The following is an 18,344-nucleotide window of genomic DNA, read 5'->3' on the forward strand; positions in this document are numbered from 1 at the left end:
GCCCCCCCGCCCCGCCCCCGCCCCCCCCACCCCCGCCCCCCCCCGGCAGCAACCCGCCGCCAGGGGCGACGGAGGCCGTCCGGGGAGGCCTCAGTGCGGCGGGTCGAGACGCACCACGGAGACCCGTACGGTGCGTCGCGGCAGCGCCGCCGGCACGGCGAGCAGCAGGGCGGCGGCGGTGAACACCACGTAGTGGCCGCCCTCCCACCGGATGCCGGACCAGCCGAGTTCGGCGTGGTGGTGCTCGGCGAGGGCGTTGCCGCACAGCCACCCGGCCAGACCGACCAGCGGTGCGGCCCGCGGCCGGGAGAAGGCGCCGACCAGGCCGCACAGGGCCAGATAGGCGACGAAGGCGGGGCGTCCGGAGTGCAGTGCGCCGAATCCGCCGAGTCCGAGCGCCAGCGCGCCGCCCGCGAGCAGGGCGAGCGTGCCCGAGGTGCCGACCGACGGCCGCGCCGGCACGGGGTGGTAGCGGGTGCCGCCCGGGCGGGCCGAGTACATCCGCATCGCGGACTACCCCCGCACCGGGAGGAGTTCGGCCTCGGGCCGGGCCCAGCGCCGGTGACTCGCCTCCAGCTGGCGCAGTTCGGCGAGGAGTTCGGGGGTGGGCACGGTGAGCACCGGGCAGCCCGCCGTCCGCGCGCAGTACGCGGACACCGAACGCCGCAGCCGGCGGCGCAGCAGGCCGCCGCCCCGCCCGAGGACCAGCAGGTCGCCGGGCCGGTCGGCGACGTCGACCAGCGCCGGTCCGGTCTCGCCCCGGATCACCACCGGGCGCAGCGGCACCCCGGGGTCGGCGCCGCCGAAGGCCTCGTCGAGGGCCGTGCGCAGGCGCTGTTCGGCGGCGTCCCGGACGGCGGCGAGCAGCGGCGGGCAGGGCGACCGCCGGTAGCCGAACTCGCCGCCCGGCGGCTCCCAGGCCAGGACCGGCAGCAGTTCCGCTCCCCGCTCCCGCGCCTCGGCCGCTCCCCGGTGCAGTGCTGCCAGACTTCCCAGCGAGCCACTGACCCCGACCACCACCCTGGGTGCCGCGCCGCCTTGCTGCCGCCCGCTGCCGTGCATGGTCCGTCCTCGTGTCGTGGGTGCCGTGATGCCTCGTGCTCTCCACCCAACCGCGGGGGCGGGCGCCCGCCCCGCTCCTTGACGCCTCCCTGACGGCCGGGGGAGCGATCCGTACGCACCCCATACGGCGGGGGCCGGAGCGGCCTGCGACGAGAGCGGGAGCAGCCTGCGACGAGGGCCGGAGCGGGAACGGGCTGCGGGGAGGCACCGCGCCCCGGCCCCGAGACCAACATGGTGCTATCGTCAGTAGCACCATGTTGCTGAAGCTGGACGTCGGGGACACCCGACCACTGCACGAACAGGTCGCGGGCGCGATCCGACGCGCCGTCGCCGAGGGCGAGTGCGCCCCCGGGGACAAACTGCCGCCCGCCCGGGAGCTGTCCCGGGCGCTGGGCGTGAACACCAACACCGTGCTGCGCGGACTGCGGACGCTGCGCGACGAGGGGGTGCTGGAGTTCCGTCGGGGCCGCGGCATCACGATCGCGGCCGGCGCCGACACCCGCTCCGAACTTGCCGAGCGAGTAAGGCAGTTGGTGGAGGACGCGGCCCGATTCGGCTACAGCAGGAACGATCTCGTGGACATGATCAGGGGGATGTCGTGACGGACGAAGGATCACAGCCGGCGAAGCCGGCCCACCGGGGCGCGTGGTGGGGGGCGGCGGCCTGGTCGCTCGGCGTGACGGCGCTGCTGGTCGCACTGCCGCTGGTGGCGCGCCACCGCTTGCCGGACCCGCTGGCCACCCACTGGGGCGGCCGGGCCGCGGACGGCTCAATGTCGGTGACGGCGGCCGCGCTGTTCCCGGCGGGCGTCTGGCTGGTCCTGGTGCTGGTCGCCGCGCTGCTGCAGCGGTACTGCGCCGAGCGGTCGCCCGGCAGCGGGGCGGCGACGCTGGTGGCCGGCGGGGTGCTGCTGACGGGTGCGCAGACCGCCATCGTGCACGCGAACCTGGACCGCGCCCGCTGGCAGGACGCCGCGCCGATGGGCATCGAGGTGGTCCTGGTACTCGCGGCCACGGCCGCCGCCGGGGCGCTGGCCTGGCTGGCGGGCCGCAAGCTCCGCGGCCCGGCCGGGAAGGGGCCGGACGCCGGGGCGCCGGTGCTGGACGTACCGGAGGGCGAGCGGTTCGTCTGGCTGTCGCGGGCCGCGAACCCGTGGCTGCAGCTGCTGGCCGTCGTCCTGGGGCTGGCCGCCGCCGCGGGCGTGCTGGCGGCCGCGAGCGGACTGGCCGGGCTGGACTGGTCGTTCGTCCTGCCGTTCGCGCTTCCCGCGGTCGCGGTCCTCGCCTGCTCCTCGGTCCAGGCCCGGGTGACCGAGCGGGGCCTGACCGTCGGGTTCGGCCCGTTCGGCCGGCCGGCCCGGCACTGGTCCCCCGCCGACCTCGCCTCGGCCCGCGCCGAGCACCGCACCGCCGCGCAGGCGGGCGGCTGGGGCTACCGGATCAACCGGCTCGGCACCACGGTGATGCTGCGCGGCGGCGGCTGCCTGGTGGTGCGCACCCGCCGGGGCACCGACTTCGCGGTCAGTGTCGACGACGCCGAGCGCGGCGCCGCCCTGCTCAACGCGTTGATCGCGCGCACCGGACAGCCGGCCGGTCAGTAAGGTCCGCCGCGGCGGGCGCCCGCGACGGGCAGCCGGGGTGGGCAACCGCGGCGAGCGCCCGGGTCGGGCCGGGCCGCCGGGGGCGGCCTGATCGACGCTGGTCACCGGGGGAATCCCGGGGCCGGCCCGGCCGGTAAACCACCCGATTCGGTGGTGCTCCGAACGTCTTTGCGGGTACACAAGCTGACGGCCGTTCAGGTGAGGTGGTGCCCGTCGGCACCGATCCGCCCCCTGTCCCCACACGGCCCGAGAAGTCCGCGGGCGCCCGCGCCCGTACGCATGCAAGGAGGCGTCCGTGACCCACGACTCACGCGCGCAGAACTCCCCTGGCGCCCGGCGGGGCGTCCAGGACGAACGGACCGTCACATTCCTCCGTCTCGGCGTCGGCCTGATCGGCATCCTGCTGCCGCCGGCCCTGCCGTTCGGCAACTGGCTGGCCGCCGAGGTGACGGGGCGCAGCACGGACGGCTTCTGGCCGGGCTCGATGAGCGCCTCGTACTACACCGGCACGCGGAACGTCTTCGTCGGCGCCCTGTGCGCGCTCGGGGTGTTCCTGATCTGCTACCGCTTCGACCGCCGGGACGACCGGTGGAGTTCGGCCGCCGGGGTCTTCGCACTCGGGGTGGCACTGTGCCCGACGTCCCCGTCGGACGCGTCGGCCCTCCAGCGCACCGTCGGGGTACTGCACCTGGTCTTCGCGAGCCTGCTGTTCGTCATGCTGGCGATGTTCTGCCTCTACTCCTTCCGCAATCCCCGGTCGACCCAGCCGGCCCGGGTCGGCGCGGCCTACCTGGCGGCGGGGGTGCTGATCCTGGTCGCCCTGCTGCTCTCCCTCGCGGCCGGGGCGACGGGCGTCGGCGACGACTGGGCGGTGCGGCCGCTGTACCTGTGCGAGTGGCTGGCGACGTGGTCGTTCGGTGCGGCCTGGATCGGGGCGGCGCGCGAACTGGCCGCGCACCACCGGGGCGACTCCGACCGGGCCGTCGTGCCGCGGCAGCCGGGCGGCGCGGTGACGGAGGCGGTCCAGCCGGAGGCCCCGGCGTGACAGCGGGCCCCGAGGGCCCGGGGCTGACACCCGGACCCGGGCCGTCGGGGCCGTCGCGGGCCGTCGGGGCCGTCGGGGCGCGAGACTGAGGCCCTGTCATCTCGTCGTACCGGACGACCGTTACCATGCGCACCAAGGACCGCCGCCGCGGCGGCCGGTGACGGATCCCCAACGGGAGGGCGAGCATGGCGAACGAGGTCCGGGCGGAGCGAGGCCCGCAGCAGGATTACCCGTCGGTGGACCTGCGGATGGACGTCCCGCACTCCGCCCGGGTCTACGACTACCTCATCGGCGGCAAGACCAACTTCGAGGCGGACCGGGTCGCCGCGCACGCCTCGGTGCAGGCCTGGCCGTCGCTGCCGATCTCGATGCGCACCACCCGCGACTTCATGCAGCGTTCGGTGCGCCACCTCACCGAGCAGTACGGCGTGCGGCAGTTCCTGGACATCGGCACCGGCATCCCCACCTCGCCGAACGTGCACGAGATCGCCCAGGGGATCGCGCCCGGGGCCCGGGTCGCGTACGTGGACAACGACCCGATCGTGCTGACCCACGCGCGTGCGCTGATGGACAGCACGCCCGAGGGTCGCACCTGTTACGTGGACGCCGACTTCCGCGACCCGGAGTCGATCATCGGCAACGCCCGGCTGCGCGAGGTGCTCGACCTCTCGCAGCCGGTGGCGCTGTCGCTGATCGCCATCGTCCACTTCGTGCTGGACGAGGACGACCCGCAGGGCATCGTGCGCCGCTTCATGGACGCCCTGGCGCCGGGCAGCTTCCTCGCCCTGACCGTCTTCACCGGTGACACCGACCCGGTGGGCGTGGGCGGCGTCGGCCGGGAGTACAACGCGCGCGGCATCCCGCTGCAGATCCGCGACAAGGCCGAGACGGAGGCCTTCTTCGACGGCTTCGAGCTGCTCGACCCGGGCGTCACCCTGGTCCACCACTGGCGCCCGGACGCCGGTGCCGCGCCCGTGCGCGACCGGGACATCGCGATGTACGCGGGCGTCGCGGTCAAGCGCTGAACGGCGCCGAGGGGGCGGGCCCGGGCCGTCCGTCGGCGCTCAGCCGGCGACGGAGACCAGGCCCGCCTCGTAGGCCAGGATGACCAGGTGCACCCGGTCGCGGGCGTCGAGCTTGGCGAGCAGCCGGGTCATGTAGGTCTTGACGGTGGCGATGCTGAGCACCAGCTCGGCGGCGATCTCGGTGTTGGACAGGCCCCGGCCGACCAACGTGAGGATCTCGCGCTCGCGCCCGGTGATCACCTCCAGCCGGCGGACGGCTCCGTCGCGCGCGCCCCTCCCGAGCACCTGCACCGGCGGCCGTCCGGCGACGAACGCGCCGATCAGCCGCCGGGTCACGCTCGGCGCGATCAGGGCCTCCCCGGCGGCGACCACCCGCACCGCGCCGAGGATGTCGTCCAGCGCCATGTCCTTGACCAGGAAGCCGGACGCCCCGGCGTGCAGGGCCGCGTAGACGTGTTCGTCCTCGTCGAAGGTGGTGAGCACGACCACCCTGGTCGGGCCGCCGGCGGCGGTCACCAGCCGGGTGGCCTCGATGCCGTCCGTGCCGGGCATCCGGATGTCCATCACCACGACGTCCGGGCGCAGTTCGGCGGCCAGTCGGACGGCCTCGGCCCCGGTGCCGGCCTCACCGGCCACCTCGATGTCGGTGGTCTCCGCGATGACCATCTCCAACGCGGCCCGCACCAGCGGCTGGTCGTCGGCCAGCACGACCCGGATCACGGTCCCACCTCCACCGGGACCGGCAGCCGGGCGGCGACCCGGAAGCCGCCGTCGGCGCGCGGCCCGGCGTCGAACTCGCCGTGCAGCAGGGTGACCCGCTCGCGCAGCCCGGCCAGCCCGAAGCCGCTGCCCGGGTCGGTGCCGCGCCCCCGGCCCCGATCGGTGACCTCGACGGACAGCTCCCCGGCCGTCCGGTGGTCGACGGAGACGACGCAGGCGCCGGAGTCCGCGTGCCGGACGACGTTGGTGACCGACTCCTGGATGATCCGGAAGGCCGCGAGGTCGATCTCCGGTGGCAGCGGCCGCTGTTCGCCGTGCCGCAGGACCTCCACCCGTACGCCCGCGGCGGTGGTCGCCCCGGCCAGCCGGTCGAGGTCGGCCAGACCCTGCGGCACGGTGGCCGAGGTCTCGCCGGCGGCCCGCCGCAGGACGACGAGCATCCGGCGCAGCGCGGCCAGGGTGTCCCGCCCGGCGGTCTCGATCTCGCCCAGCGCCGCTTTGGCGCGCTCGGGCCGGCTGTCGATGACCCGGCGGGCGGCGCCCGCCTGCAGGGCGACGATGCCGAGGCTGTGCGCGACGGTGTCGTGCATCTCCCGGGCGATCCGCAGCCGTTCTGCGGTGACCGCCTCGTCGGCCGCCCGGCTGCTCAGCGCCTCGGCGTGCTCCCGGTTCTGCCGCACCGAGCGGCCGACCAGCCAGGCGACCAGCGCGAGCAGGGCGGCGCCGTCGGCGGAGCCGATGTGGGTGCCGGTGAAGATGCCGACGGTGTTGCCCCGCACCAGGCCGATGTGCAGCACCAGGAAGCCCATGACCAGGGCGAACACCGCCCGCGAGGTGCGGCGCGGCCGGGTGGCGGTGATCAGGCAGAGCGCGGTGTCCACGGCGAGCAGCGCGCCGGGCGGCACCTGGGTCCCCCCGGCCCATCCGTCGGTCTCGGTCCAGGCGGCGATCAGCAGCAGCGCGACCGACGGCACCGGGAGCCGGCGCACCAGCGCGGCGCCGGCGAAGGCCACCCCCGTGTCGGCGAGCGTGAACGCCCAGCCGCCGTGCGCGGCGGCGCCGTGGTGCTGCGCGGCGCCGCCGCCGAGCCGGACGGCGGGGTAGGCGACGGCCACGCACCAGGCGAGCCCGACCCACGCCTCGGGTGGGAGGCGCCGGAACAGCGGCGGAGCGGGGGTCGTGGACATGATTCAAGATCGTATCGGCGGGCCGACGAGCCGTCATCCACCCGTGGTTGTACGGCCGGGGGTGGCCCCCGGTGTCGACACCGGTCCGATGTGCCGCGGCCCGTGCCCCGGGCACCGTGGGTCCCGTGATCGAACTCATCGAGCTGACCAAACGCTACGGCCGCGGCACCGCCGCCCGGGCCGCCGTCGACCGCCTCACCTTCACCGTCCTGCCCGGCACCGTCACCGGCTTCCTCGGCCCCAACGGCGCCGGCAAGTCCACCACCCTGCGGATGATCCTGGGCCTCAACACCCCCACCGCAGGCACCGTCACCGTGGACGGCGTGCCCTTCGCCGGCCGCCCGCGCGGCCTGCGCCACGTCGGCGCCCTGCTGGACGCGGGCGACGTGCACGGCGGGCGCAGCGCCCGGGCCCATCTGTCGGCGCTGGCCCGCAGCAACCGCATCCCGCTCGGCCGGGTGGACGAGGTGCTGACGGAGGTCGGGATCGCCGAGGCCGCCGGTCGGCGGATCGGCGGCTACTCGCTGGGCATGAAGCAGCGGCTCGGCATCGCCGGCGCCCTGCTCGGCGACCCGCCCGTGCTGCTGTTCGACGAGCCGCTCAACGGCCTGGACCCGGAAGGTGTCCTGTGGGTGCGCGGACTGCTCCGCCGCCTCGCCGCCGAAGGGCGTACGGTCTTCGTCTCCAGCCACATGATGGCCGAGATGGAACACACCGCCGACCGCCTCGTGGTCATCGGCCGCGGCCGACTGATCGCCGACGAGAGCCTCGCCGAGTTCTCGGCCCGCGCGGGCCGCGCCGCCGTGACCGTCCGGGCCGCCGAACCCGACCGACTGGCCGCCGTGTTGACGGCTGCGGGTGCCACCGTCCGCCCCGGACCGGAGGGCGTCACCGCGACGACCGCAGGCGCTCTCACGGTGACCGGACTGGGCTCCACCCGGATCGGCGAACTCGCCCTGGAGCACAGGCTGTTGCTGCACGCCCTGACCGACCGCAGCGCCTCCCTGGAGGAGGCGTTCATGGAACTGACCGCCGACAGCGTCGAGTACCTCGCCGGAGAGCCCCGATGACCAGCGCACCGAAGATCAGCCCCCCGAAGATCAGCGCCCCGCAGAACAACGCCCCGGCGAGCAGCAATCCGCAGAGCGGCAGCCCGCGGAGCGGTCCCCCGGAGACCAGCGGCTTCGGTGACCTGCTCGCCGCCGAGTGGATCAAGTTCTGGTCGCTCCGCTCGATCCCCTGGGTACTCGGCCTCAGCGCCCTCACGATCATCGGCGCCGGCCTCAAGTCCGCCCAGTACACCCACGCCCACTACACACCGGGCGATGGCGATCCCGCGGTGATGGCGCAGGTGGCCCTCTACGACGCCTTCAACCTCGTCTGCGCCGACGTCCTGATGCTCGTCGGCGGCGGCCTCGGCGCGATCGTCATCGCCGGCGAGTACGCGACCGGCCTGATCCGCACGACGCTGGCGGCCGTGCCGGACCGCCGGGCGGTGCTGGCGGCCAAGGCGTGCGTGCTGGCCGCCGTGATGTTCGGCTTCGGCGTGGTCAGCATCGGCGTCTCCTTCGGCGCCAGTCAGGCGATCCTCGCCGATCTGGGCATCGGGCAGTCGCTCACCGACCCCGCCGCCCTCCGGTACGTCTCGGCGGCCGTCCTGTTCGGCCCGGTCTGCGCGTTGGTCGGTCTCGGCCTCGGCACGCTGATCCGGCACAGCGCGGGGGCCGTGGTGGGCACCGTCGTGGTGCTGTTCTTCGTCCCCTCCCTCGTCACCGAGCGCTACCGCTGGACGGCCGACCTGTTGCACGCCCTGCCGCTGCCCGCCTGGCAGCGCCTGGCCCGCATCTCCCTGGCCGGTCTGCGCCCCAGCGAGTACCCGGCGACCGTCGCGGGCTCCTGGATCACCTTCGCGGCCTGGTCACTCGCCTCGGTGGCGGTCGCGGCGTTCGTCATCCACCGCCGGGACCACTGACCCGAGCCCCTGTCCGGCGCGGCGCGGCCGGCAAACGTCGGGAACGGCGCGGCCGGCAAACGTCGGCAACAGCACGAACGGCGCGAACAGCGGGAACAGCACGACCGGCGAGAACACCACGAATGGCGGGAACGGCGCGAACGGCGCGCCCTTCGGGAACGCCGGTGACCGGGGCTCAGAACGCCGCGATGCTCCCCGGCGCCCGCTCGGCCCGGCTGAGCGCCCGCAGCACGCCGACCCAGCCGTGGCGCCGCACGGCGAGCCGGACCAGCAGCCCGGCCACCGAGTCGGCGGTCTCCGGCGGGAGTCCCGGGGTCGGCACCCCGACGCTGACCGCCAGGTCGTCGGCGTGGACGGCCAGTTCCATCGTGCGGGTCGCCAGCAGGTCGTCGAGGGTCAGCGACCACGGCCCCCAGAACGGCAGCCGGGCCGGCCGGTCGCCCGCCGCCGTCGCCAGGGCGGTCGTCAGGTCCGCGACCGCGCCGGCGACCCGCCGGTGCAACGCCGCCGGCCCGGCCGCCGCGAACGCCTCGCTGCCCTCCCGGATCCGCACGTTGATCTCCGCCTCGGGCCCGGCGCCGATCCACGCCACCCGGGCGTAGTGGTCCAGCAGACCGACCGTCTCCTCGGCCGGCGCCGCGGCGGCCAGGGCCTCCGGTACGCACAGCACCTGATAGGCCAGGTGCCCGGCGAGCCCCCCGACGCTCCACTGCGCCAGAGCGCTCGGCCGGCGCCACGCCCCGGCCACCTCGGGGTGGCCCAGCAGCCGCTCGGCCGCGCCGGCCGCCGCCAGGAAGTCCGCCCGGGCGTCCGTCACGATCGGTTCCCCCTCAGGCCGGGCCCGTCCGGCAACCCGCCGGACACCGTCTCCACCACCGCCACGACCAGCGCCACCAGCACCAGGCCGGCCGCGACCGACACGCCCAGCTGGAAGGCCGCCGCCCAGTCCGGGTGGCGGCCCTGGGCGTGGCCGAAGAACACCGAGCCGACGACCGCGATGCCCACCGCCGAACCGACCCGCTGCGCGGTCTGCAGCACGCCGCCCGCGCTGCCCGCCCTGGCCACCGGCACCTGCTGGAGGGTCAGCGTCTGGTTCGGCGCGATCACCAGCCCACTGCCGGCCCCGGCGACCAGCAGCGGCAGCGCCGTCGTCCAGCCCACCCGGGGGCCCGACCACAGCTCCACGGCGAGCGCCGAGGCCAGCAGGCCGGCCAGCACCAGCAGCAACCCGGCCACCACCAGCCGTCGGCCGAGCCGGCTCACCAGCCGCCCGCCCACTGCGGCGGCCACACCCGAGCCGACCGCGAACGGGGTGATCGCCAGCCCCGCCGTCAGCGCCGAGTAGTGCAGTCCGACCTGCAGGTACAGCGTGAAGATGAAGAAGATCGCGGTGAACCCCGCGAAGTACACCAGCGACAACAACACCCCCGCCGCGTACGGGCGCACCGCGAACAGTGCCATGCTCACCAGCGGTTCGTGCCGCCGCCCGTAGTGCACCTCCCAGCCGACGAAGGCCGCGAGCAGCACCGCCGACACCGGCAGCAGCAGCCAGCGCGCCGGGCCGTGCCACTGCTGCGCCTGGACGAACGGCAGCAGCAGCGCGACCGTGCCCGCGCCGAGCAGCAGCACGCCGACCGGGTCGAAGTCGCGGTGCCCGGCCCGTTCCGCGGCGGGGGCGGGCGGCGGGAGCAACCGGTGGGCGAGCGGCAGGGCGGCGATGCCGATCGGCAGGTTGACCAGGAACACCCAGCGCCAGCCGTCCTGCGGGCCGAAGAGGTGGATGAGCAGCCCGCCGAGCAGCGGTCCGACGGCGGTGGACAGCCCGATGGTGGCGCCGAGCGCGCCGAACGCCCGGCCGCGCTCGGCCCCACGGAAGAGGGTCTGGATGAAGCCGGACACCTGCGGGACGAGCACGCCGCCCGCCGCCCCCTGGAACAGCCGGGCCAGTACCAGCCACTCCTGGTTCTGCGCCGCGCCGGCCAGCGCGCTGGCCGCGGTGAACAGGGCCAGCCCGGTGAGGAAGACGGCCCGCCGGCTGCGTGCGTCACCGAGCCGCCCGGACGGGACGAGCACCAGGCCGAAGGCCAGCGCGTAGCCGCTGAGCACCCACTGCAGTCCGCTCTCCGACATGTGCAGCCCGGCCCGTACGGTCGGCAGGGCGACGTTGACGATGCTGACGTCCAGCAGGGTCATGAACCCCGCGACCAGGCAGACCGTGAGTGCCCGCCAGCGCCGCGGATCGGCCCGCCCGGCCGGGGCGGAGGCGCCGGACCGGTCCGGGTGCGCGGTGCCGCGCGGGGGGTCGGGGGTCATGAAGTGCCTCCTCCCGGGGTCCCGGGGCGGCCTTCGGCCCGGCCGGTGGGCGGCGGGCCCGATTCGGCCCATCGTGGCCCGGCGCCCCCCGTACCGCCACCCGGGCCACCTCCGCCGCACCCGCCGTCGCACCTGCTGTCTCACCTGCCGTCGCACCGACCGCCGTACCCGCCGCCGCACCGGCCATCTCACCCGAACGGTCGAACCGGATCGCGGGCGGCGCCCGCACCTCGGAGGCTGACGGCATGACCGTCGCCACCGGAACCCCGCCGTCCGCCCCGCCGGTACTGGACCTCCGGCAGCGCAACGTCGTCTTCGGCACCATCGTGCTCGGCATGCTGCTGGCCGCCCTCGACCAGACCATCGTCGGCACCGCGCTGCCCACCATCGTCGCGGACCTCGGCGGGGCCGCGCACATGTCCTGGGTGGTGACCGCCTACCTGCTGGCCGAGACGGTCGCCACCGTGCTGGCCGGCAAGTTCGGCGACCTGTACGGACGCAAGCTGCTGTTCCAGATCTCGGCGATCGTCTTCGTCGGCGGCTCCTTCCTGTGCGGCCTGGCCACCGACATGACCCTGCTGATCGCCTGGCGGGCCGTCCAGGGCGTCGGCGCGGGCGGCCTGATGGTCACCGCCATGGCGCTCATCGCGGACGTCATCCCGCTGCGCGAACGCGGCAAGTACCAGGGCGCGATCGGCGCGGTGTTCGGCGTCGCCACCGTCATCGGGCCGCTGCTGGGCGGGCTGTTCACCGACCATCTGTCCTGGCGCTGGGCGTTCTACGTCAACGTGCCGATCGCGGTCGCGGTGGTGATCGCCGCCGCCCGGACCATCCCCTCGGTGCGCTCGGCGACCCGGCCGGTGATCGACTACCTGGGCATCGCCCTGGTCGCGGTCGGGGCCGGCGCACTGATCCTGGCGACCAGCTGGGGCGGCAACCAGTACCCCTGGAGCTCCAGTGTGATCATCAGCCTGTTCATCGGCGGAGCGCTGGCGCTCGGACTGTTCTGCTGGGCGGAGACCCGCGCGGCCGAACCCATGCTGCCGATGCGGCTGTTCCGCAACCCCGTGTTCACGGTCTGCTCGGTACTCAGCTTCATCGTCGGCTTCGCGATGCTCGGCGCGCTGACCTTCCTGCCGACCTTCCTGCAGTACGTGGACGGCGAGTCGGCGACGGTCTCCGGCGTGCGCATGCTGCCCATGGTGATCGGTCTGCTGATCGCCTCGATCGGCAGCGGCAACGTCGTCAGCAAGACCGGGAAGTACCGGGTGTTCCCGATCATCGGCACGGCCGTGATGGCCCTCGGCCTCTACCTGCTCTCCCGGCTCGAACCCGGCACCGGCACCGCGCTCGCCTCGCTCTACATGTTCGTGCTCGGCGTCGGCATCGGACTGAGCATGCAGGTGCTCACCATCGCCGTGCAGAACACCGTCGACTACGCCGACCTCGGCACCGCCACCTCCGGGGTCACCTTCTTCCGCACCATCGGCAGCTCCTTCGGCACCGCCGTGTTCGGCACCATCTACGCCAACAGCCTCGAAACCGAACTCGGCCACGGCATCGCCACCTCCGCACAGCTCACCGGCGCCGACCCCGCAGCCCTCGCCCACGCCGCCGAGAGCCCCCAGGGCCTGCACCAACTGCCCCCCGAACAGGCCGCACCGATCGTGCAGGCCTACTCCGACGCCCTGCACACCGTGTACCTGTGGACGATCCCGGTCGCCGTGATCGGCTTCGTCGTCGCGCTCTTCCTCAAGCAGGTGCCACTGCGCGACACCGCCCGGGCCGGCTCCACCGACATGGGCGAGGGCTTCGCCCAGCCGACCACCTCCGACTCCGACCCGCACCTGGAGTACTCGGTCTGCAAGATCGTGCGCGGCGTGGACATCCGCACCGTCCGGAGCATCGTCGCCGACGCCGACACCCGGGTGGACCTGGCCGGGGCCTGGGCCCTGATGGAGGTCGCCCAGCACGCCGAGGCCCTCGGCCAGGCCGACCTCGACCTCATCGCCGCCCGCAAACGGATCCCGCCCGAGGTCCTGGAGCCGGTCTTCGACCGGATGGCGGCCGAGGGCTACCTCGTCCGCGACGGCGACCGCCTCGTCCACACCGAAGCCGGCACCCGAGAGGTCCGGGCCCTCGGCCGCGCCTGGTCCGACTGGCTCAACGCCCGCCTGGACGCCGACGCCGGCCGGCCGCGCAGCCCGCAACTGCGCACCGCCGCGGACGCCGTCGCCTGGCGCCTGCTGGTCGAGGACCTCACCAACGGCCTCCCGCCCTACGCCCGCTCGACGGACGGCGCGCGGATCTAGGGCCGGGTCGACTGCCGCACGGCGGGCGGGTGCCGTCAGCCGGCCACCCAGGGGGCCTCGGGGAGTACGGCGCCGCTGCCGTCGTGGCCGGTGAAGTCCGCCGTGGTCGGCGTGCCCAGGCCGGGCATCCGCATCGTCACCCGCCGCAGGGCGCCGTCCCCGTCGACCCAGTACGTCAGCGGCGAGCGTTCGCCGTCGGGCGCGGATCCCTGGGCGCGCGGCCCGGCGACGCGGTCGTAGCTGCGACCGTCGATGCGGTCGCGGCCCAGCCAGCGCGCCCCGGACTGGGCGAGCAGCAGCGGGTTGTCGGGGCGGTCCGCGCCGAGCTGGACCACCAGGCGCAGCCCGGAGTCCAGGGGGTCGGCGGTGTAGGAGCGCGGCGACCAGCCCTGACGTGGCACGTGCTCGGCCTGCTGCCAGGCCGGGCCGTCGACGCCGGCCGGTTCGGGGGCCAGGCCGAGGCCGCCGGTGTCCCAGACGACCAGCCCGTGGTCGAGGGGGCCGCTCGCCCCGGTGGTCCGGTAGCGGCCGACGCCCCGGTGGGTCCGGTAGTCCACGACGCCCTCGACCCGGATGCCGACGCCCCCGCCCTCGTCGGCGGTGAGCGTCACCCCCACGGGGCTGGCCTGGTAGAGGTTCAGCCGTGACAGGGCCAGCCGGGCGGCCTCGTCCGTGGTGACCGGCCGTTCGGTGGCCTCGTCGGAGACCGTCCGGTAGACGACCAGGCCGCCCGCCGCGGTGGCGCACACCGCGGTCGCGACCAGCGCCCGGAGCCAGGGGCTCCGCCACCGCCGCCGGGTCTCGGTCTTCGTCTTCCGGGCCATGCGGGTGCCTTCTCTCGTGGGTGGGTCGTCGGTGGACGGTGACGGCAGTCGGGCGGGTCCGGGGACCGTGGTCCGCGAACCCGCCCGATCCCGCACCGGCACGGGGGCGTGCCGGTGCGGGGTGTCCGGCGCCGGGTGTCCGGCGCGGGGTGTGCTAGTCCTGCCGGACGGCCCTGCGCCTACGGGCCAGCAGTACCAGCGCCGCACCGAGGACGAGCAGTACCGCCGCGCCCGCCACGTAGAACGGGATCGCCGCGCCCGCACCGGTGTTGGGCAGGTGCCCGGGCGCGGGTGCCGGCGGGGCCGGGGGCGCCGGGACCGGGGTCGACGTCGTCGGCGGCGGCGTCGGGGTCTCGGTCGGTGTGGGCGTGGGCGTCGGGGTCGGCGTCGGGATCAGCCGGTTGACCGCCGTCACCGAGACCCCGTCGTCGAGGTTGCCCGAGGTGAGCACGAGCGGTCCGAACACCGTGGTCTCCGGGGCCGAGTAGCCCTCGGGCGGGCTCAGCTCCTGCCAGTAGTAGGTGCCCGGCACGCCGTTGCCCTGGCAGAGCCCCTCGGCCCCGGTGGTGCACGGTTCGCCCACCTTGGTGTCGGGCTTGTCGCCGGTCGGCTGCAGCCCGTCGGTGCCGTTCGTCTCGTGCCACAGCTGGAACTTGGCGCCCGCCAGCGGTTTGCCGTCCTGGTCGTGCTTGACCAGGCGCAGCGCGCCCTCCTGTTGGCGGAAGCCGAAGTCGTAGGTGTGGTCGTTCTCTCCGGGGCCGCCGGTGGTGAGTGCCCGTTCCGGGTACTTGCCGCCGGTGGGGACGATGCCCTTGGAGTCGATGAAGTGGTTGTCGCCGACGTCGTGTTCGGTGGCGACCCACTGGAACAGCGGGCCGTCCTTGGCGTAGTCGGCCGGGTTGTCCAGCTTGATGGTGTATTTGGTCCTCGGCTTGAGGCCGCCCTCGACGTTGCTGTCGTCGAAGTAGTACTCACCGCGGGCCGTGGTCTTCGTCGTGCCGACGAGCTTTCCCGACTCGTCGTACAGGTGGACGGTGGCTCCCGGGACCGGTCGCTGGCCCGGCAGTTGGAGGCCGCTGCGCTCGGGGTCGTACCAGACCCGGTTGCCGATCTGGAGCGGCGCCTGGTCGCAGAGCACTTCGAGGTCGCCCATCGCGGCGCCCTTGCCGAAGGGCGGGAGCGGCCCGACGGGGTTGAGCCGCAGGCCGCCGTCGGCCTTGCCGTCGCGCTTGTCGAAGCCCGGGCCGTAGCCGAACGCCATCCCGTTGGTGTCGTAGCCCGAGGTCGCGATGGAGTCCTCGACCTTGGAGAACGCCATTCCGGCGTTCAGCGCGTTGTTGTGGCCGATGCGGTTGTTGTCGAAGAACCGGGTGCCCCGGGTGGTGGCCCCGCAGCCGTTGTTGGTGTCCAGCACGTAGGTGCCGTTCACCAGGCAGGCCTTGTCGAGGTCACCGCCGGGCAGGACCTTGGCCATCGTGCCGGCCGTCGGTCCGGCCGCCGACTGGTCGCCGAAGCGGTCCCGGAAGGCGATCAGCATGGAGCCGTCGGTCTCGAACGCGATCTCGGCCACCGCCGGCTCGGGGTTGGCCATGTAGTCGGTGCCGCAGGACCGACCGTTCTGCGTGGCCGGGTAGGTGTCCTGCCACGGGAACCAGCCCGCGCCGGGGCAAGCCGTGCCGACCGTGTTGCCGCGCGGGTAGTCGAGCGGCTGCTCCAGGACGGCCTTCTTGAACGTGCCGGTGGCGAGGTCGAAGGGCAGCACCACGGCCCGCAGGTCCGAGGCCTTGCCGGTCGACTCGCCGGAGCAGACACCGCCGAGGTAGCCGGTGCCGTCCTGCAGCCCGAGGCCGTACGGCCGCCAGTCCCCGGCCGCCGGGCAGCCCGGGTCGGGGACGGCGTACGCGGCCTTCGGTTCCGCCGCCGTCGGCCCGGTGGCGTCGTAGCGGTAGACCTTGCGGTCGTGGAGGTTGACGACGAACAGGTCCTTGCCGTCGTCGCTGATCTTGACGGCGCCGAGGCTCTCCTTGCCCACGGCGGGCAGGAAGGCGTCGTCGTCGCCCGGGCCGTGCGGCGTGCTGCCGGCGTCCGGGACGGTCGCGAAGAGGGTGGTGGTCTTCTTCGCCGGGTCGGTCACGTAGATCGCGCCCGGGCCGCCGGGGCCGTACGCCGTGGTGCGTTTGGCCGAGGCGGTGGTGAAGAGCCGCTTGTCGGCCCGGTTCCACGCGACGCCGTAGATGTTGCCGGTCTGCTCGGCCGTGGCCAGGTCGGTCACGGTCGCGTCGGTGCCGGCCACGCCGCGGGCGCTGTACGGGAAGGTGACCAGGGTGTGCGCCGACGCGCCCTCCCTGGGAGCCGGCTGACAGGTCGACACCAGCGGCGCGTTCTTCTGGCAGTAGTCACCCGGGCTCCACAGACCCGTGGTGAGTTCCACCTTCTTGCCGCCGGTGAGGTCGACGAACTCCTCGTTGCTGCTGAGCTTGTTCGGCGCGCCGGTGAGCCCCTCGCGCGAGGCGAAGGCCGGGAACAGCACGCCCGGCTTCGGGTTCACCACCTGTACGCGGTACTTGCCGCCGGTCACCTTGGCCGCGGCCGGGGCCAGGGTCACGGTGCCGTCGGCCGCCGTGGTGCCCTCGATGCCGGCACCGGCGCCGTCCGTGAGCGTCACCTTCACGCCCGCCATGCCCGGTTCCAGCACCGGCGTCCACACGCCGGTGGTGTCCACGGCCCGGATCACCCGGACCGTCACCGTGCCGTCGCCCGTCTGCGGAAACGCCGACGGGGCCGCGGCCAACGAGCAGGCGCCGATCGCGGCGAGTGCCACGGCGCCGGCCGCGGTCCGGCGGCCGAGCCCGTCCGGTCGCCGCCGGTCCGCGCCTCGCGCGGCGCCGGCTGTTCGTTCACTTGTCGTCGTCATCCCTGCTCTCATCGTCACGTTGGGGGCACTGTCCAGTGGGGTCTGCCGCCCGATCTCGCGAGGGAGTTCGTGTGTGGCGGAAAGCCGCCATTGTTAACGGGAGCTTAAAGCGGCCTCACGGAAGTTCGCAGGAAAACAAGGAACTTTGACGGCGTGTCAGACGTTTCGACGGCCGTCGCACCACCGCACTCTCCGCCCGGCTCGACCCCGCTGACCTGCGGAGGAGCGCGACCCGCCGCGAGCCGCCGCAGCCGGACACCGCATGAACCTGTCGACAATCGAACACGGGTCCCGCCCCGTCCGCACACACCGCGCCCCAAAACACCTGCCCCGGTGGCGACTTCCGTCCCCCCGCTCCCACCCGGCGCGGCCGAAACCCGCTCTGGCACGATGGCCCGATGCGCATACTGATCATGGGCGGAACCAGGTTCGTCGGCCTCCACTTCGCCGAGGCGGCCCTCGCCGCCGGACACCACGTCACGGTGCTGCACCGCGGCAGGTCCGGCGCCCACCTGCTCCCCGACGCCACCCACCTGATCGCCGACCGCGACGCCGACCTGTCCGCGCTGCGCGGCCGCCGCTGGGACGCCACCGTCGACGTCAGCGCCTACTACCCCCGCCAGGTCCGCGACCTGGCCGCGGCGCTCGACCCCGGCGCCGCCGGGCACTACCTCCTGGTCTCGTCGATGGCGGTGTACGACACCCCGGCCGCCCCGGCCTTCACCGAGGACTCCCCGCTGCGCCCCGCCGACGGCCCGGAGCCCGACGCCGTCACCGGCGAGACGTACGGCGTCCTCAAGGTGCAGTGCGAGCGCGCGGCCCGGGAGGCCTTCGGCCCGAAGACGTTGCTGGTCCGCCCGACGTACGTGATCGGCCCCCACGACTACACCCACCGCTTCGACTACTGGGTGCGGCGGCTCGCCCGGGGCGGCGAGGTCCTGGCCCCGGGCCGGCCCGACGCACCGCTCCAGGTCGTCGACGCCCGCGACCTCGCCGCGTGGATGCTGACGCTGCTGGAACGGAACGCCTCCGGCGCCCTCCACGCCGCCACTCCCCCGCCCTTCACCTTCGGCGACCTCCTCGACGCCGTCGCCTCGGCCGTCGCCCCGGCCGGCACCACGGTGACCTGGGTCGCCGAGGACTTCCTGCGCACCGCCGGCGTCCCGGAGCGCGCGCTCCCGCTGTGGCCCGGAAGCCCCGAGCTCCGCGCCACCAACACCGCCGACCCGGCCGCCGCCCTGGCGAGCGGGCTCCGGCTCCGCCCGGTGGCCGACACGGCCCGCGACGTACCGGCGTTCGAACCGATGCCGGAGACCCTGACGCCCGAACGGGAGGCCGAGCTCCTCGCCGCCTGGCACCGCCGGTAGAAG

The 18,344-nt window shown here is 74.5% G+C and carries 16 protein-coding genes; 8 read left to right on the forward strand and 8 right to left on the reverse strand.

Annotated elements, in window-relative coordinates; genetic code table 11:
• Nucleotides 1-90: 90 nt before the first annotated feature.
• On the reverse strand, nucleotides 91-507 hold the full coding sequence (locus tag ACFV0O_RS27960; protein ID WP_380346394.1) for a hypothetical protein: 417 nt from the start codon (nucleotides 505-507) through the stop codon (nucleotides 91-93).
• 6 nt (nucleotides 508-513) lie between these two features.
• A complete protein-coding gene (locus tag ACFV0O_RS27965) occupies nucleotides 514-1,062 on the reverse strand; it encodes a universal stress protein (RefSeq protein WP_380346396.1) in 549 nt (182 codons plus the stop codon).
• A 254-nt stretch (nucleotides 1,063-1,316) separates the two neighbouring features.
• On the opposite strand from ACFV0O_RS27965, the gene ACFV0O_RS27970 reads away from it, so the two are divergent.
• From ACFV0O_RS27970 to ACFV0O_RS27985, 4 genes are all read left to right on the forward strand, one after another.
• Nucleotides 1,317-1,664: a GntR family transcriptional regulator gene (locus tag ACFV0O_RS27970; RefSeq protein WP_360261773.1), complete on the forward strand. Its 348-nt coding sequence runs from the start codon at nucleotides 1,317-1,319 to the stop codon at nucleotides 1,662-1,664.
• Complete coding sequence (locus ACFV0O_RS27975) at nucleotides 1,661-2,662, forward strand: DUF1648 domain-containing protein (protein WP_380346398.1); 1,002 nt, start codon at nucleotides 1,661-1,663, stop codon at nucleotides 2,660-2,662. Before ACFV0O_RS27970 ends, ACFV0O_RS27975 begins: the two co-directional genes overlap by 4 nt.
• Before the next feature lie 295 nt (nucleotides 2,663-2,957).
• On the forward strand, nucleotides 2,958-3,707 hold the full coding sequence (locus ACFV0O_RS27980) for a hypothetical protein (RefSeq protein WP_380346400.1): 750 nt from the start codon (nucleotides 2,958-2,960) through the stop codon (nucleotides 3,705-3,707).
• Nucleotides 3,708-3,892: 185 nt separating this feature from the next.
• Nucleotides 3,893-4,732, forward strand: coding sequence for an SAM-dependent methyltransferase (locus ACFV0O_RS27985; RefSeq protein WP_360261767.1), 840 nt, complete (start codon nucleotides 3,893-3,895; stop codon nucleotides 4,730-4,732).
• Nucleotides 4,733-4,771: 39 nt separating this feature from the next.
• On the opposite strand, the gene ACFV0O_RS27990 is transcribed toward ACFV0O_RS27985, so the two are convergent.
• Together ACFV0O_RS27990 and ACFV0O_RS27995 are read right to left on the reverse strand one after the other, a co-directional pair.
• The gene (locus ACFV0O_RS27990; protein ID WP_380346402.1) at nucleotides 4,772-5,452 is read right to left on the reverse strand and encodes a response regulator; all 681 of its coding nucleotides are present in this window, start codon (nucleotides 5,450-5,452) and stop codon (nucleotides 4,772-4,774) included.
• The gene (locus tag ACFV0O_RS27995) at nucleotides 5,449-6,639 is read right to left on the reverse strand and encodes a sensor histidine kinase (RefSeq protein ID WP_380346404.1); all 1,191 of its coding nucleotides are present in this window, start codon (nucleotides 6,637-6,639) and stop codon (nucleotides 5,449-5,451) included. Before ACFV0O_RS27995 ends, ACFV0O_RS27990 begins: the two co-directional genes overlap by 4 nt.
• Nucleotides 6,640-6,764: 125 nt before the next feature.
• Here ACFV0O_RS27995 and ACFV0O_RS28000 point away from each other — a divergent pair, with 125 nt between their 5' ends.
• Complete coding sequence (locus ACFV0O_RS28000) at nucleotides 6,765-7,709, forward strand: ABC transporter ATP-binding protein (RefSeq protein ID WP_380346406.1); 945 nt, start codon at nucleotides 6,765-6,767, stop codon at nucleotides 7,707-7,709.
• Nucleotides 7,706-8,611: an ABC transporter permease gene (locus tag ACFV0O_RS28005; RefSeq protein WP_380346408.1), complete on the forward strand. Its 906-nt coding sequence runs from the start codon at nucleotides 7,706-7,708 to the stop codon at nucleotides 8,609-8,611. Before ACFV0O_RS28000 ends, ACFV0O_RS28005 begins: the two co-directional genes overlap by 4 nt.
• A 175-nt stretch (nucleotides 8,612-8,786) precedes the next feature.
• Here the strand turns inward: ACFV0O_RS28005 and ACFV0O_RS28010 are convergent, their stop codons facing one another.
• Nucleotides 8,787-9,428: a maleylpyruvate isomerase N-terminal domain-containing protein gene (locus ACFV0O_RS28010; RefSeq protein WP_380346410.1), complete on the reverse strand. Its 642-nt coding sequence runs from the start codon at nucleotides 9,426-9,428 to the stop codon at nucleotides 8,787-8,789.
• A complete protein-coding gene (locus ACFV0O_RS28015; RefSeq protein ID WP_380346412.1) occupies nucleotides 9,425-10,924 on the reverse strand; it encodes an MFS transporter in 1,500 nt (499 codons plus the stop codon). The genes ACFV0O_RS28010 and ACFV0O_RS28015 overlap by 4 nt, the downstream gene beginning before the upstream one ends.
• A gap of 245 nt (nucleotides 10,925-11,169) precedes the next feature.
• Between ACFV0O_RS28015 and ACFV0O_RS28020 the strand changes: the two genes are divergently transcribed.
• Nucleotides 11,170-13,236: a DHA2 family efflux MFS transporter permease subunit gene (locus tag ACFV0O_RS28020; RefSeq protein ID WP_380346413.1), complete on the forward strand. Its 2,067-nt coding sequence runs from the start codon at nucleotides 11,170-11,172 to the stop codon at nucleotides 13,234-13,236.
• 35 nt (nucleotides 13,237-13,271) lie between these two features.
• Here the strand turns inward: ACFV0O_RS28020 and ACFV0O_RS28025 are convergent, their stop codons facing one another.
• Nucleotides 13,272-14,060: a hypothetical protein gene (locus ACFV0O_RS28025; RefSeq protein WP_380346415.1), complete on the reverse strand. Its 789-nt coding sequence runs from the start codon at nucleotides 14,058-14,060 to the stop codon at nucleotides 13,272-13,274.
• 154 nt (nucleotides 14,061-14,214) lie between these two features.
• The gene (locus ACFV0O_RS28030) at nucleotides 14,215-16,974 is read right to left on the reverse strand and encodes an SdrD B-like domain-containing protein (RefSeq protein WP_380346417.1); all 2,760 of its coding nucleotides are present in this window, start codon (nucleotides 16,972-16,974) and stop codon (nucleotides 14,215-14,217) included.
• 398 nt (nucleotides 16,975-17,372) lie between these two features.
• Between ACFV0O_RS28030 and ACFV0O_RS28035 the strand changes: the two genes are divergently transcribed.
• The gene (locus ACFV0O_RS28035) at nucleotides 17,373-18,341 is read left to right on the forward strand and encodes an NAD-dependent epimerase/dehydratase family protein (protein WP_380346419.1); all 969 of its coding nucleotides are present in this window, start codon (nucleotides 17,373-17,375) and stop codon (nucleotides 18,339-18,341) included.
• Nucleotides 18,342-18,344 lie beyond the last annotated feature (3 nt).

Origin of the sequence: Kitasatospora sp. NPDC059577, assembly GCF_042735475.1 — a bacterium.
Taxonomy (GTDB): Bacteria; Actinomycetota; Actinomycetes; order Streptomycetales; family Streptomycetaceae; genus Kitasatospora.

Excerpts from the sequence above, each read along its gene's own strand:
- ACFV0O_RS27960 (WP_380346394.1), bottom strand. The coding sequence starts at position 507 with ATGCGGATGTACTCGGCCCGCCCGGGCGGCACCCGCTACCACCCCGTG.
- ACFV0O_RS27965 (WP_380346396.1), bottom strand. The coding sequence starts at position 1,062 with ATGCACGGCAGCGGGCGGCAGCAAGGCGGCGCGGCACCCAGGGTGGTG.
- ACFV0O_RS27970 (WP_360261773.1), top strand. The coding sequence starts at position 1,317 with ATGTTGCTGAAGCTGGACGTCGGGGACACCCGACCACTGCACGAACAG.
- ACFV0O_RS27985 (WP_360261767.1), top strand. The coding sequence starts at position 3,893 with ATGGCGAACGAGGTCCGGGCGGAGCGAGGCCCGCAGCAGGATTACCCG.
- ACFV0O_RS27995 (WP_380346404.1), bottom strand. The coding sequence starts at position 6,639 with ATGTCCACGACCCCCGCTCCGCCGCTGTTCCGGCGCCTCCCACCCGAG.
- ACFV0O_RS28005 (WP_380346408.1), top strand. The coding sequence starts at position 7,706 with ATGACCAGCGCACCGAAGATCAGCCCCCCGAAGATCAGCGCCCCGCAG.
- ACFV0O_RS28015 (WP_380346412.1), bottom strand. The coding sequence starts at position 10,924 with ATGACCCCCGACCCCCCGCGCGGCACCGCGCACCCGGACCGGTCCGGC.
- ACFV0O_RS28020 (WP_380346413.1), top strand. The coding sequence starts at position 11,170 with ATGACCGTCGCCACCGGAACCCCGCCGTCCGCCCCGCCGGTACTGGAC.
- ACFV0O_RS28025 (WP_380346415.1), bottom strand. The coding sequence starts at position 14,060 with ATGGCCCGGAAGACGAAGACCGAGACCCGGCGGCGGTGGCGGAGCCCC.
- ACFV0O_RS28030 (WP_380346417.1), bottom strand. The coding sequence starts at position 16,974 with ATGACGACGACAAGTGAACGAACAGCCGGCGCCGCGCGAGGCGCGGAC.
- ACFV0O_RS28035 (WP_380346419.1), top strand. The coding sequence starts at position 17,373 with ATGCGCATACTGATCATGGGCGGAACCAGGTTCGTCGGCCTCCACTTC.